The organism is Cupriavidus sp. D384, from assembly GCF_001652915.1.
In the GTDB taxonomy this organism is placed as follows: domain Bacteria; phylum Pseudomonadota; class Gammaproteobacteria; order Burkholderiales; family Burkholderiaceae; genus Cupriavidus.
This window is the reverse complement of sequence record NZ_BBQI01000073.1, coordinates 40,780-53,644: the sequence shown is the minus strand read 5'-3', so window position 1 is coordinate 53,644 and position 12,865 is coordinate 40,780. Positions and strand designations below refer to the sequence as shown.

The following is a 12,865-nucleotide window of genomic DNA, read 5'->3' as shown; positions in this document are numbered from 1 at the left end:
CACCGGTCTGGGTGGAGCCCCACATGTCAAGAATCAACATCGCGTTGCAGCTGACGAGGACAGTGTTCTCGTCGTTGCCGCCTGGTGCGCTCCAGGGACTGACGCTCGCGGCGGCCATCGTCGCCACGGCCACCGCCTGTGTGGCGCTGGCGATTGCGCGCCCCGCGCAGCCCGGACCGGCTTTCCAAAACTAGTCTTGCTGGAGAAATCGCATGTGGAATCGCAAACAGGATCGCAAACTTACGAGCGTAACGCTGGCCCTGGCCGCCGTGGGGCTGGCCACCAGCGTGGCCGCCCAGGCTGCCCCCGCCACTGCTGGTACGGCTGACACGCAGCAGCCGACCGTGGTGATCGTGCATGGCGCCTTTGCCGACGGCTCGGACTGGGCCCGCGTCATTCCGCTGCTGCAGGCAAAGGGCGTGAAGGTGCAGGCCGTGCAAAACGGGCTGGAATCGCTGGCCGGCGATGTGGCGGCCACACGCCGCGCCATCGACAACCAGCCGGGCAAGGTGGTGCTGGTGGGACATTCGTGGGGCGGCACGGTGATCACCGAGGCGGGCGCCAGCGACAAGGTGTCGGCGCTGGTCTACGTGGCGGCCTTTGCGCCGGAAGCGGGACAGTCGACCGAGGAAGCCGGCAAGGCGTTTCCGCCAGCACCGGGCATCGGCAAGCTGGTGGCGGACAAGGATGGCTACCTGTCGCTGCCGCCGCAAGCCGTGGCAAGCGATTTCGCGCAGGACGTGCCCGCCGCGCGGGCGCGCGTGATGGCCGCGACCCAGGGCCCGATCCAGGCCAAGGCTTTTGGCGAGAAAACGAGTGTCGCGGCGTGGTCCAGCCGACCGTCGTGGTACATCGTCAGCGCCAATGACCGCATGATTCCGCCCGACCTGGAGCGCGCGATGGCAAAGCGGATCGGCGCCAGGGTGACCACGCTGCCGACCAGCCACGTGCCGCAGCAATCGCGCCCCGCCGATGTGGCGAAGGTGATCCTGGACGCGGTGCAGACGGTGAAGGCGCAGAACTAAAGAAAATGCGATGACTTCGCGAGCCCTCTCCCGCATGGGCGAGAGAGGGCTGTACCACGCTTACTGGTTCGGCGTCGCTGCCGGGCCAGCCGGCAGCGGTTCGATGCCGTCGCGCTTGACGTACGTGACCGACGTCACATGGCTGGTGGTGGTGTACTTCTCCACGCCGCTTGCGCCCTGGCGCTCGCCCGGCTGTGCGTCGGTGTGCGTGATTTCCGCGACGTACATGCCTTTCCACGGCATGTCGAACGTCACCAGCCCCTGATCGTCGGTGCGGCCTTCCCTGGCCCAGCCCGATTGCGTCACCAGCGCCACCTTTGCCTTGGGCAGTGGCTTGCCGTGGTAGTACGCCTTGAAGGCACCGGGCTGACCGGCCGGTACCAGGTCGAGCGTCAGCCTGGGCTGCTGGGCGGTGAAATCCGATACCCAGCGCGCGGCCGGGTAATAGCGGCTGGTGACCTCGGCATCGCCGCGCTTGAACGTGCGCAGCGGGTAGCGGGCGTCTTCGGCCACCAGCGCATCGCGTTCGCCCAGCGTGAACGGCAGCTGGAAGCCGTTGGCGGTCTTCACGCCGTTCGCGGTCTTGTCGCCACCGGCCGCCAGCAGCGTGGCGGTGGGCGCGCCGAACTTGTCGAGCAGGCCTGGCGACACCTCGCGCAGGTTGTCACCAAATTCGCCGAAACGGATCGACGCCGGCTGGCCGGCCGGTTGTTCGATCCAGATCTGGTGTGCCTGCACGGCGCCGGACAGCGCAAGCAGGGCGGCGGCAAGGGAGATGGTCTTGTGCATAGGGAGAAGGCCTCGTCGGTTGGCGTCAGAAATCGAACTGTGCGGAAAGGAATTCGTTGCGGGGTCTGCAGCGCCTTGTTCAGGTCGTCGAGCGGGAACGATCCGGAGCGTGGCGGGCCCAGCATTCGCTGTTGAGCAGGCGCACGAAGGTGTCTTGTGCAAGGTCGGCGGCCTGTTCGGCACTGCCCAGCCGCCGGTGCAGCCAGCCCTTGAGCCATGAATGGTGGTCGCAGTAAAGCGATTCGATGGTCGAAGGGAAAAGGGAGCCTCGCGTACGCATGATCTAGCCCGTCATCGGTCGACTACGTAGCCCCGTGCGCGGTACCCGGCCAGCCATGCAGTTGTATCAAGGCATTTAAATGATAATCATTATTAGTAACAGAAAGCCCGGGTGACTGTCAAACAACTGCGCCGGTGCGCCGTGTCCGACACGTTGTGTCCACCACACAGACATTGGCGACATGAAGTCGGGTGACGATGAAATTACGTCGCAATATGCCAGGCGGAATAGGGTGGATTTACGGGGTTTTCCGGATGCGCCGATTATTCTGACAAAATTGTAATGTTTTTCGATTAAGAGAAAACCCTTGGATTGCGAATAGACGTTAAAAGATCACCTATAACTAGAGCCTACGTGTTGCGAACTGGTGTCACGCATCACGCCTCCGCCCGCCTGTGCTAGCCTGCGGGCTTTTTTTTGCCCATTTTTCGACCCATGAATGCACGGGCATGATTAATAAGGGATTTTTCATTGGTGTCTGTAATGAATGAGATTTTCGAGGTGGTGAAAACCCTCTCCCTGCTTTCGCTTGACTATGTTGGTATATCACATACCTTGTAACCATCGCGTTCCGGATTACGCGAACATTACGCTGAACATTACAGGTTTGTAATCCAACATCGCATCGAACATTACAAACGTGTAATTCATTCGGTGATTTTTAATATCGAGGAGATTTCAGATGCAAAACGAATAGCCGGTCGGTGAACTGCCTGGAAACCAAGGCTGCACAAGGGTTTCGGCGCGCATTCGGTACCAACTCGTGGTTTGAGCAATGGCGGTCCTGCGCAAATGGGTTTCACACGCGAAACCGGAAGACCAAAAACAACAAGAACGAAGACACAGGAGACACGCAAATGCAGGCGACGACATTACGATTCGAGCGCACGGTGCCCGTGTATCGAATCGCATCCCCACGAATTGCACACCAAACCACGACATCAGGGAGCGCGCAATGACTCACGCACCGACCGGGGCATTGCGCCCCAATCCACAGGTTTCCGACAAAAAACGCTGGTTACAGTTGCTGGTTGGCGTAGTCTGCATGATCGCTACCGCGAATATCCAGTACGCCTGGACGCTGTTTGTGCCGGAAATCCAGGACACCTTTGGCTGGTCACGCGCCAATATCCAGATTGCCTTTACGATCTTTGTGCTGGTGCAGACTTGGCTGGCCCCGATCGAGGGTTATTTCATCGATAAATTCGGGCCACGGTTGATGGTGGCGTTCGGCGCACTTTTCATTGGCTTCGCCTGGGTGATCAATTCGCAGGCCACCACGCTGATGGGGTTCTACGTGGGCGCGGCGGTAGGCGGGCTGGGCGTGGGGTCGATCTATGCCACCTGTATCAACAACGCGATCAAGTGGTTCCCGGATCGCCGCGGGCTGGCCGTGGGTCTGACGGCGGGCGGCTACGGTGCCGGCTCGGCAGCCACCATCCTGCCGATCGCCGCGATGATCGAGTCGCAGGGCTTCCAGCACACGTTCATGTTCTTCGGCATCCTGCAGGGCGCGCTGGCGTTCATGGCTGCATGGTTCCTGCGCGCACCGCAGGCCAACGAAGTGAAGGCGTCGAGCAAGATCTACCAGTCCACGCGCGACTACACCCTGCGCGAGGCGCTGGCTACCAAGCTGTTCTGGCTGATGCTGGTGATGTTCGTGCTGGTGGTTACCGGCGGCATGATGGCCGTGGCGCAGCTTGGCGTGATCGCCAAGGACCTGGGCGTCAAGGAGTTCAAGGTCGACCTGTACTTCTTCACGATGGCCGCGCTGCCGCTTGCGCTGATGCTCGACCGCGTGATGAACGGTATCTCGCGGCCACTGTTCGGCTGGATCTCGGACAACATCGGGCGAGAGAAGACGATGGTGATCGCGTTCTCGCTGGAAGGCATCGGGATCATCGCGCTGGGCTACTTCGGCAGCAATCCGTACGCGTTCCTGATCCTGTCGGGCGTGGTGTTCCTGGCGTGGGGCGAGGTCTACTCGCTGTTCTCGGCGCTGGCCGGCGACGCGTTCGGCACCAAGCATATCGGCAAGATCTACGGGGTGCTCTACACGGCCAAGGGTATCGGCGCGCTGTTCGTGCCCATCGGCAACCTGATGATGGAAGCCACCGGTACGTGGTCGACGGTGCTCTATACCGTGGCGACAATGGACCTGCTGGCCGCGTTCCTGGCCTTTACGGTGCTGAGGCCGGTGTTTGCGAACCATGTGGCGGCGTCGAAACGCGCCTTTGCAGAGGAGAGGGGCGGGACGCAGGTGCCAGCCTGATGTCCTGATCAAACGTCCCGATCAGGCCGGGAAGACGCAGCGGCTGGCGTCTTCCCGGTACTTCACACGCAGCCGCGCTTCACCAGCGGTAGCGCACGCCCAGCTTGGCGCCAATCGCATTGCTGTCGCCGAAGTTCTGCACGCTGGTGCGCGCCAGCAGTTCGCCATAGACCGTGTAGCGGTCGTCATTCCAGTTCATCGATGCACCGATGCCCAGGCCAGCCCACAGCGCCTGTTCCTTGCTGACCACGCTGAGGTCGGCCACGCGAGCCGACGTGCCGTGCAGGAAGTCGTAGTACAGGTTGGTGATGCCATAGATGTGCGAGCGCTGCGTCTTGCCGTTGGCGGCGGTCCACTTGGTCTCGTGATCCAGTGACACGCCCAGGCGCGAGACCAGGCTGTTGCCGTTGTCACGCGACACATTGGCGCCGTACTGGTCGGTGAACGCATCAAAGCGGACTTGCGACCAGGCCAGTTGTGCCTGCGGCGTGATCGACCAGTTGCCGCCTAGCGCGAGCTGGTGGCCGGCTTCCACGCTGGTCGCCACGCCGCTGCCGCGATTGCCGTTGGCGAGCTTGGTGCCGAGCGTCGACGAACGGATATCGGTGTCGTACCACGTCACGGTAGCCCGGGCATCGACATACGCGCCATTGTTGCCGTACCACGTGGCCGTTCCGCCAAAACCGTAGCCGGTGGTATCCACGGCACCATTGCCGAACATCGACGAGATGCTGGAGTTGGCAATGCCGTAATGGAAGGTCGGGCCCACGACCAGCGTGCCGGACTGGTTCTGGACGACCGGTGCATCCACGCCGCCTTCGAACTTCCACATGCGGACGTTGTAGCTGGCGCTGGTGGTGCTGGTGATCGGATCGACATGGGTGTTCGACCCCTCCACGCGCGCCCAGGCGCCACGGCCGATGATCGGCTTGCCGGCTTCCTGCTCGGCCTGCACCGAGGCGTTCGGCGACCACGAGCGGTTGCCCACGCGCTGCTGCATCGTGCCCAGTTCGTTGAAGCGCTGCAGCACGCTGGAGTAGGCTTCGTACAGCGGGACGGTAGGCGCCAGCAGCGGGCCAGCGGCTGCCGCGGCCGGTGCGCCGACGACTGCCGGGTCCAGCAGCGACGAGCGCAGGTACCAGCCGCCATCGTTCGGCGTCGCTACGCCGTTCTTGAACAGGCGATACCCGTACGCACCAGCCACCACGGCTTGCTGGCCCTGGAACGTATAGTCGCCGGCCAGCGTGAAGGTGCCGTTCGACGCGCCCTGCACGTCGATGACCTTGATACCCTCCGAGGTCAGCGCGCCGGCGCCGCCGGCGTTGACCACCCGGACCTGGCTGGTGCCCGACGTGTCGCCGGTCACCACCAGGCGCCCCGTGGCCGACGTATCGCCGCCAAGCGCCGTGTTCACGCGCACCGTACCGCCATTGCCGATGTAGTTGCCGGCGACGGTCAACACGCCCGAGCCGCCGCCCGGCGTCACGGTGCCGGTGTTGGTGACATTGCCAAAGATCGTGCCGGTGCCCGACAGCGTACCGGCGGCGTTCACCGTTACCGGGCTGGTGATCGAGCCGTCGATGGCGAGCGTGCCGAGGTTGACGGTGGTCGGGCCGGTGTAGGTCTGGGCGGTATTCAGCACCGTGGTGCCTGTGCCGTTCTGCGCCACACCACCGGTGCCCGAGATGAGATTGCCAAAGGTGTAGGTGTCCGAACGGTTGAACGCCAGCGTGGCGCCGCTGTTGACCACGACGTTGCTGGCAAGACTGCCGCTGGTGCCGCCGTTGCCGATCTGCAGCGTGCCCTGATCCACCGTCCACGGCGTGGTGACCGTGCCGGCGCCGATCAGTGCCCAGGTGCTGGCGCCGGTCTTGGTAAAGGTGTCGAAGAAGCGGTACTGGGCGGTGTCGCCGATGGCTGAGACATCGAACACGGCGTTGGTGTCGCCGCCCAGGCGGAAGGCGTCGTTGACGCCCCCGCTGGCCACGACATTGCCGATGATGTTCGAGCCAGCCTGCAGTTCGAGCGTGGCGGAGTTGGCGGGGACGTTGGCCGTACCGAATTCGATGGCGTTTGCGTAGCCGCTACCGGCGCGGATGGTGCCGGAATTGACAATCGTCAGAATGGAATTCTGCTGCACGTAAATGGCCGAATTACCGGCGCCGGCCTCCATCAGCCCCGAGTTGGTGATGGAAACGGTACCGTTCGCAACGCGTATCGCTCGGCCACCGCCCGAGCCGCCGCTCACGTCCGCGCCGCCGCGAATCGTGCCCGCATTGACCACGGTGTTGCCACCAGTGGCGCCAAGCGTCACACCAGCCCCGGCCATGCCGCCAGACCCGTTGCCGCCAGTAATGACCCCGGTGGCCGAGTTCGTAAGAGACGTGCCAGCGTTAAGCAATACGCCGGTGCTCAGACTGCTGCTATTGGCGTTGTAACCGGACCCGTCCCCCCCCTTGATGGAGCCGCTGTTGATGACGCTCGTGCCGGCACCGGCGACGGCAACACCCGTACCACCGCCCGAGGCGGCCGCAGTTGCGGCGCCCCCCGTGATGGAGCCGTTGTTGATGACGGTCGAGCCCGCACCGGCAACGGTAACGGAAACACCCGCACCGCCGCTCGCGCCGGCCGTCGTTGAGGCGCCCCCAGTGATCGAGCCGTTGTTGAGGAGCGTCAGCGCGGCACCGTTGGCGGAAACACCCACGCCGCCGCTGTTAAGAGCCCCTGTCGAGTCCCCCCCTGTGACTGTGCCGTTGATGGTGGCCTGCGCGCCAGGGCCGAGCAGTGTCAGACCAATGCCACCCTGGGCAGCTGTCCCACCGATATACGTCCCATTGAATGTCCGGGGCGACGCCGCGGTGAATGTAAACCCGGCAGCGCCCGTATTTCGGATCAGGGCAAAACCCTGCGTATCGAAGGTGACCGGCTTGACGGGCGAATTAAACGTGGAGGTGCCGGGCGTCGTGATCGTGATGTCGGCGGTGAAGCGGATTGTCGCCGTCGGATCGCCGTCGGTCATGGCGGCCCCCAGTGCCGCACGCAGTTCGGCCTCGTTGCTGACCAGGTATTCAGCCGCCGATGCGCCTACCGGAAACAACAGCGCAACAGCGAGAGTGATAGACGACACTTGCGGCGCGCGCACGCCGCCCTGCCGCATTCCACGACAAAAATGGGTTTTCATTGAACTGCCCCGTTCGGAGTAAATGTATTGTTATGGGTACAAAGTACAGCGGGGCAGATGTTAGATCACACAAAATGTTATGTAAGCGATACAGATAATGTCTGTGGCGAGCGGGCGACGTCCTCAAATCCCCCCTTGCAAGCAGGGGCAGGAACGTATTAGAGCGTACGCTCTAACGGTGACAGGGACCGCCGGTGGGGCCGTAACGCAGCAGCGGGGCAGGGGCAAGACGCCGCCGCGCATCTATAATCCGGAATGACTTCTTCCGCCCCTACCTCATTCGCCACGCTGCCGCTGTCCGCGGCCATGCAGGCCACCCTCGCTCAACTTGGCTACGACGCCATGACGCCGATCCAGGCGGCCAGCCTTCCGCTGGCGCTGGCAGGGCAGGATTTGATCGCCCAGGCCCGCACCGGCAGCGGCAAGACCGCGGCGTTTGCGCTTGCGCTGCTGCACCGGCTGGACCCGCGTCCGTTCGATGTCCAGGCGCTGGTGCTTTGCCCCACGCGCGAGCTGGCCGACCAGGTCACACAGGAAATCCGCCGCCTTGCCCGCGCCGAGGACAACGTCAAGGTGCTGACACTCTGCGGCGGATCGCCGATTCGGCCCCAGGTGGAAAGCCTGGTGCATGGCGCCCACGTGGTGGTTGGCACGCCGGGCCGGATCATCGACCACCTGGATCGCGGCAGCCTGAATCTCGACACGATCAATACGCTGGTGCTCGATGAAGCCGACCGCATGCTCGACATGGGCTTTCATGACGACATCGCGTTCATTGCCAGCCACGCGCCCAAGGACCGGCAGACGCTGCTGTTCTCCGCCACCTATCCGGATGCCATCGACAAGCTCGCCCATCGCTTCCTGCGCCAGCCCAGGACGGTGAAGGTGGAAGAGGCGCACGACGCCGCCACCATCACGCAGCGTTTCTACGAGGTGGAGAACGGCGAGCGGCTCAAAGCCGTCGGCCTGCTGCTGGATCACTTCCGCCCGGCCACCACGCTCGCGTTCTGCAATACCAAGGCGCGTTGCCGCGATCTGGCCGATCTACTGCATGCGCAGGGTTACGCCGCGCTTGAACTGCATGGCGACCTGGACCAGCGCGAGCGCGACCAGGTGCTGGTGCAGTTTGCCAACAGGAGCTGCTCGGTGCTGGTGGCTACCGACGTGGCTGCGCGCGGTCTCGACATCTCCCAGCTGGAAGCCGTGATCAACGTGGACGTCACGCCCGATCCGGAGGTCCATGTCCATCGCGTCGGCCGCACCGGGCGCGCCGGCGAGGCGGGCTGGGCTTTCAGCCTGGTCAGCCTCGACGAAATGGGCCGCGTAGGCAATATCGAGCAGCATCAGGGTGGCGAATTCGAGTGGCACGCGCTGACCGAACTGACACCCGCAGGCGGCACGCGCCTGCTGCCGCCGATGGTGACGCTGCAGATGCTGGGCGGCCGCAAGGAGAAGATCCGGGCCGGCGACATCCTTGGCGCGCTGACCGGTGACGCTGGCTTCACGAAGGAGCAGGTTGGCAAGATCAGCGTGATGGAGATGTCGACCTATATCGCCGTCGACCGCGCCATTGGCCGCGAAGCCGTGAAGCGGCTGAACGAAGGCAAGGTGAAGGGGCGCAAGGTGAAGGTGCGGCTGCTGACGACTGGTCAGCGGTAACAGCCATGCCATGCCGGCCTCCCTACGGGGCCGGCGAAAAAAAACCACGTCGCCAGGGACGTGGTTTGCAGTTCTGCCGTCGCTGTCGATCGCTGGTGCAAGCCAGCCGTTCGCCGCGTTGGTTCCGACAGGCGGAATTTTCATCGCTGCGGTCGTCCGTACCACCTCCGCGCATCGATGCGAACAACCGGTCACCCCGGCGCAGGCCACTCGCAAAATCTCCAAATCCTTTCTCATTGACTTGAGCCAGATCAGAGAAAGCCGTGGGCCGAAGGATAGTGTTTCAGGCACGGGGCCTTGATTCCGACGAGGCTTCGAAGGAGACACCATTCAATCGATGGAGCACCCCCATGCCCAGCCCACTTGCCACATGGCACGAAGACCATATCCATTTCGCCCGACTGCTTGATCTGCTCGAAGGGCAGATCGTCCGGTTCAACCGGGGAGAGCGCCCGGACTACCACCTGATGGAGACCATTCTTTATTACCTGCGCAACTTCGGTGACAGCGTTCACCATCCTCGCGAGGATGTGGCCTACGCCAGGCTGGTCGAGCGCGATCCGGACATGCAGATCGTGGTCAGCCGCCTGCAGCAGGAACATCGCGTAATTGCCACGGTCGGCCAGGCCTTGCTGGAGCGTCTGAACGAAGCGGAGCGGGACGTGATCAGCTCCCGCGCGGCGCTGGAGGCGGCCGGGGCCATGTATCTGGTCTACTACCGCAATCATCTTTCGACCGAGGAGCGCTACGTCATGCCGCGGGCAGCGCAGTTGCTGACCCGGGGGGACTGGGAGGCCGTCGAGGCGGCCGTGCCGGAATTGGCGGATCCGCTATTCGGCGACGCGACCCCGCGGCGGTTTGCCATGTTGCGAGACCTGATCGACAGCGAGGCACAGGTTGCCGCCTGTACGCCGTGACAGTCCGTTGACAATCGACACCCAGGAAAAAGGGGCGCCGAGAGCGCCCCTTTTCTCATGAACCTCAGGCCAGTTCCTGTTCCGGAAGGGCCACGGCCGGTTTCTCCGCCTGCTTGCGCGTGGCGGTCAGCCGTCGATATCGACCCAGCGCCCACAGCGGGAAGTACGCCGTATAGCCGTGGTACTTCAGGTGGAAGATGCGCGGAAAACCGGGGGCATTGTGATAAGGATGGGTCCAGAAGCCGTCGTCGCCCTGGGCGTCCAGCAGCCAGGCCACGCCGCGCTTTACCGACGCCGACTCGTGCTCGCCCAGCGCCAGCTGGCCCAGCAGCGCCCACGCCGTATGCTCGGCGGTGCTGCCTGCGTCATGGGTGCCGGCCAGTTCGGGATGCAGATAGCTGTCGTTGGTCTCGCCCCAGCCACCGTCGGCGTTCTGCTTGCCGCGCAGCCAGTCCACTGCACGGCGGACCATCGGCAGCTTGCGGTCGACGCCGGCCAGCGCCAGGCCGGCCAGCACGCTCCACGTGCCATAGATATAGTTGGTGCCCCAGCGGCCCCACCAGCTGCCATCGGCCTGCTGCGTCTGGCGCAGGTAGCCGATGCAGCGTTCGCGCGAGCTGGCGTCCTGCGGACGGTTGGTCACGCCCATGGCAAGCAGCATGCGGCCCGATACGTCTTCGGTGGGCGGGTCGAGCAGGGCGCCGTGATCGGCAAACGGGATCGCGTTCAAGTGGTCACGGTCGCAGTTGGCGTCGAACGCGCCAAAGCCGCCGTTCTTCGACTGCAGCCCGATCGACCAGTCCAGCGCACGGTCCACGTGCGGGCGGAAGCGTTCGGACTGGCCGGTGCGCTTGCCGTGGGCGTGCAGCATGGCAAGCACCACCGCCGTGTCGTCGACGTCCGGGTAATACGGGTTTTCGTACTGGAACGCCCAGCCGCCCGCTGGCGTTGCGGGCGCGGCGTTGTGCTTCCAGTCGCCGATCAGATCCAGCACCTGGCGTTCGGTGAGCCAGTCGTAGGCGCGCGCGATGGCGGTCTTCGACTGCTCGGTGGCCGGTGCCTGCTCCAGCGCCATCACGGCCCAGGCGGTATCCCACACCGGCGACAGGCAGGGCTGGCAATATGAGATGCCGTCGTCGCGATGGACAATCAGCTTCTTCAGCGCGTCCATGCAGTCACGGCGCATCGGATGGTCCTTGGCATAGCCCATCAGCACCATCATTTCGTAGGCGTAGACCATCGGCGGGAAGATGCCGCCGAAGCCGTCCTCGCCGTTCATCCGTTCCTCGCTCCACTGCACGGCGCGCTGAATGGCCTTGCGGCGCAGGGCACGCGGGATCAGCGGCTCCGCGTGGCGCACCACGCGGTCGAGTTTCAGGAACAGGCCTTGGAGGCCAGGCTTGCGCGGGAAGTACGCGGTTTCCAGCTCGGGCGGCGTCACGAACAGTTCCTGCACGTGGATGCCGAGCGGATTCCTGGCCTGCGCGCGCATCGAGCACAGCACCAGCAGCGGCACCATGGTCGTGCGGGCCCAGTAGGCCACCTTGTCCATATGGATCGGCGCCCAGCGCGGGAACAGCACGAACTCCACCGGCATGAACGGCGTGGCGCGCCACGGCACCTCGCCAAACGTTGCCAGCAGAATCCGGGTGAATACGTTCGATTTGGCGGCACCGCCACGCGCCAGGATGGCGTCGCGGGCGCGCACCATATGCGGGGCATCGGGCGAATCGCCAGCGGCCTTCAGCGCAAAGTAAGCCTTGACGCTGCAGGACACGTCGAGGTCGCCGCCGTAGTACAGGTCCCACGCGCCGTGCCGGTCCAGCCGCTGCAGCGCGCGCAGGTATTTCGCCATGCGGGCCTGCAGCGCCGTGTCGATCTCGTCGACGAAATGCATCATCAGGATGTATTCGGCCGTGATCGTGGCGTCGGATTCGAGTTCGAAACACCAGTGGCCGTCGGCGTGCTGCTTGTCCAGCAGGGCATCGCGTGCACGTGCCAGGGCGGCATCGATATCGGATGCCGGAATGTCTTGTGGAGTCATGCTTGTTCTTGTTCCGTGCAGGGCTGGGTCAGCTGTTCAAGATGGCGGACCAGCGCCGCGCGTTGTACGGGATCGATCGTGCGGTGGCCGAGCAGGTCGGCCAGCCAGAGCCCGTCAGCGGCCAGGCGGCACATCAGCAGGCGCGTGGCGTCTTCGCACTGGGCCGCGTCGCGCTGCAGCGTGGCGGCTTCCCATTCCTGATAGGGCATGCGGAATTCGGGGCGGGCCATGACCAGCATCATGGCGGCCTTCCAGAGTTCGCGTTCGCCCGCTTCGACAAAGCCGTCGGCCGATGCGCGCAGGTAGGCGCGCGTGTTGCGGCCATGCGGTTCGGTATCGGATTCGGCCACCGTGGTCACCTGGCGCTTGAAATGGTCCAGCACCTCGCTGGACAGCGCCTCAAGCAGCTCCTGCTTGCTCGAGAAGTGGTGCTGCAGCCCGCCCTTGGACACGCCAGCGCGGGCCGCCACGGCATTGAGCGTCACCGCGCCGATGCCTTCCTCGACCAGCAGGTCGATGGTGGCGGCGATCAGGCGATCGCGAATCAGCTGGGGTTGCTTCGGACGGCGGTGGGCTTCACTCATGGCGCCGGAAGATACCATCCGGACGGATTGTTTGCAAACCGAAGCCACGTGTACGCCGCTTTATCGGTGCCTCCATGTCTACATTTGTCTACATGACCCGGTTTGCCTTCAGCC

10 protein-coding genes are annotated in these 12,865 nt (G+C 64.1%); 5 read left to right on the top strand and 5 right to left on the bottom strand.

Annotated features, from left to right (window positions below; translation table 11 throughout):
• Positions 1 to 23 precede the first annotated feature (23 nt).
• Together A9J21_RS31585 and A9J21_RS16040 are read left to right on the top strand one after the other, a co-directional pair.
• The gene (locus tag A9J21_RS31585) at positions 24 to 194 is read left to right on the top strand and encodes a hypothetical protein (RefSeq protein ID WP_156545942.1); all 171 of its coding nucleotides are present in this window, start codon (positions 24 to 26) and stop codon (positions 192 to 194) included.
• Between the two features lie 18 nt (positions 195 to 212).
• Entirely contained in the window at positions 213 to 1,025 is an 813-nt protein-coding gene (locus tag A9J21_RS16040; RefSeq protein ID WP_066737314.1) for an alpha/beta fold hydrolase, read from the top strand.
• Between the two features lie 60 nt (positions 1,026 to 1,085).
• On the opposite strand, the gene A9J21_RS16035 is transcribed toward A9J21_RS16040, so the two are convergent.
• Together A9J21_RS16035 and A9J21_RS16030 are read right to left on the bottom strand one after the other, a co-directional pair.
• The gene (locus A9J21_RS16035) at positions 1,086 to 1,814 is read right to left on the bottom strand and encodes a DUF4198 domain-containing protein (RefSeq protein ID WP_066737313.1); all 729 of its coding nucleotides are present in this window, start codon (positions 1,812 to 1,814) and stop codon (positions 1,086 to 1,088) included.
• A 79-nt stretch (positions 1,815 to 1,893) separates the two neighbouring features.
• A complete protein-coding gene (locus tag A9J21_RS16030; protein ID WP_066737312.1) occupies positions 1,894 to 2,094 on the bottom strand; it encodes a sigma factor in 201 nt (66 codons plus the stop codon).
• Between the two features lie 955 nt (positions 2,095 to 3,049).
• On the opposite strand from A9J21_RS16030, the gene oxlT reads away from it, so the two are divergent.
• A complete protein-coding gene (gene oxlT, locus A9J21_RS16025) occupies positions 3,050 to 4,366 on the top strand; it encodes an oxalate/formate MFS antiporter (protein ID WP_066737310.1) in 1,317 nt (438 codons plus the stop codon).
• Positions 4,367 to 4,445: 79 nt separating this feature from the next.
• Here the strand turns inward: oxlT and A9J21_RS16020 are convergent, their stop codons facing one another.
• Positions 4,446 to 7,493, bottom strand: a complete 3,048-nt coding sequence (locus tag A9J21_RS16020) for an autotransporter outer membrane beta-barrel domain-containing protein (RefSeq protein ID WP_197497516.1) — start codon at positions 7,491 to 7,493, stop codon at positions 4,446 to 4,448.
• Between the two features lie 309 nt (positions 7,494 to 7,802).
• Here A9J21_RS16020 and dbpA point away from each other — a divergent pair, with 309 nt between their 5' ends.
• Together dbpA and A9J21_RS16010 are read left to right on the top strand one after the other, a co-directional pair.
• Positions 7,803 to 9,206 carry an ATP-dependent RNA helicase DbpA gene (gene dbpA, locus A9J21_RS16015; protein ID WP_066737309.1) on the top strand — a complete coding sequence of 468 codons (1,404 nt, stop codon included), beginning with the start codon at positions 7,803 to 7,805 and terminating at the stop codon, positions 9,204 to 9,206.
• 350 nt (positions 9,207 to 9,556) lie between these two features.
• Positions 9,557 to 10,123, top strand: coding sequence for a hemerythrin domain-containing protein (locus A9J21_RS16010; RefSeq protein WP_066737307.1), 567 nt, complete (start codon positions 9,557 to 9,559; stop codon positions 10,121 to 10,123).
• 64 nt (positions 10,124 to 10,187) lie between these two features.
• On the opposite strand, the gene shc is transcribed toward A9J21_RS16010, so the two are convergent.
• On the bottom strand, positions 10,188 to 12,167 hold the full coding sequence (shc, locus tag A9J21_RS16005) for a squalene--hopene cyclase (RefSeq protein ID WP_066737305.1): 1,980 nt from the start codon (positions 12,165 to 12,167) through the stop codon (positions 10,188 to 10,190).
• Positions 12,164 to 12,751: a TetR/AcrR family transcriptional regulator gene (locus A9J21_RS16000; RefSeq protein ID WP_082926454.1), complete on the bottom strand. Its 588-nt coding sequence runs from the start codon at positions 12,749 to 12,751 to the stop codon at positions 12,164 to 12,166. The genes shc and A9J21_RS16000 overlap by 4 nt, the downstream gene beginning before the upstream one ends.
• Between the last annotated feature and the right edge of the window lie 114 nt (positions 12,752 to 12,865).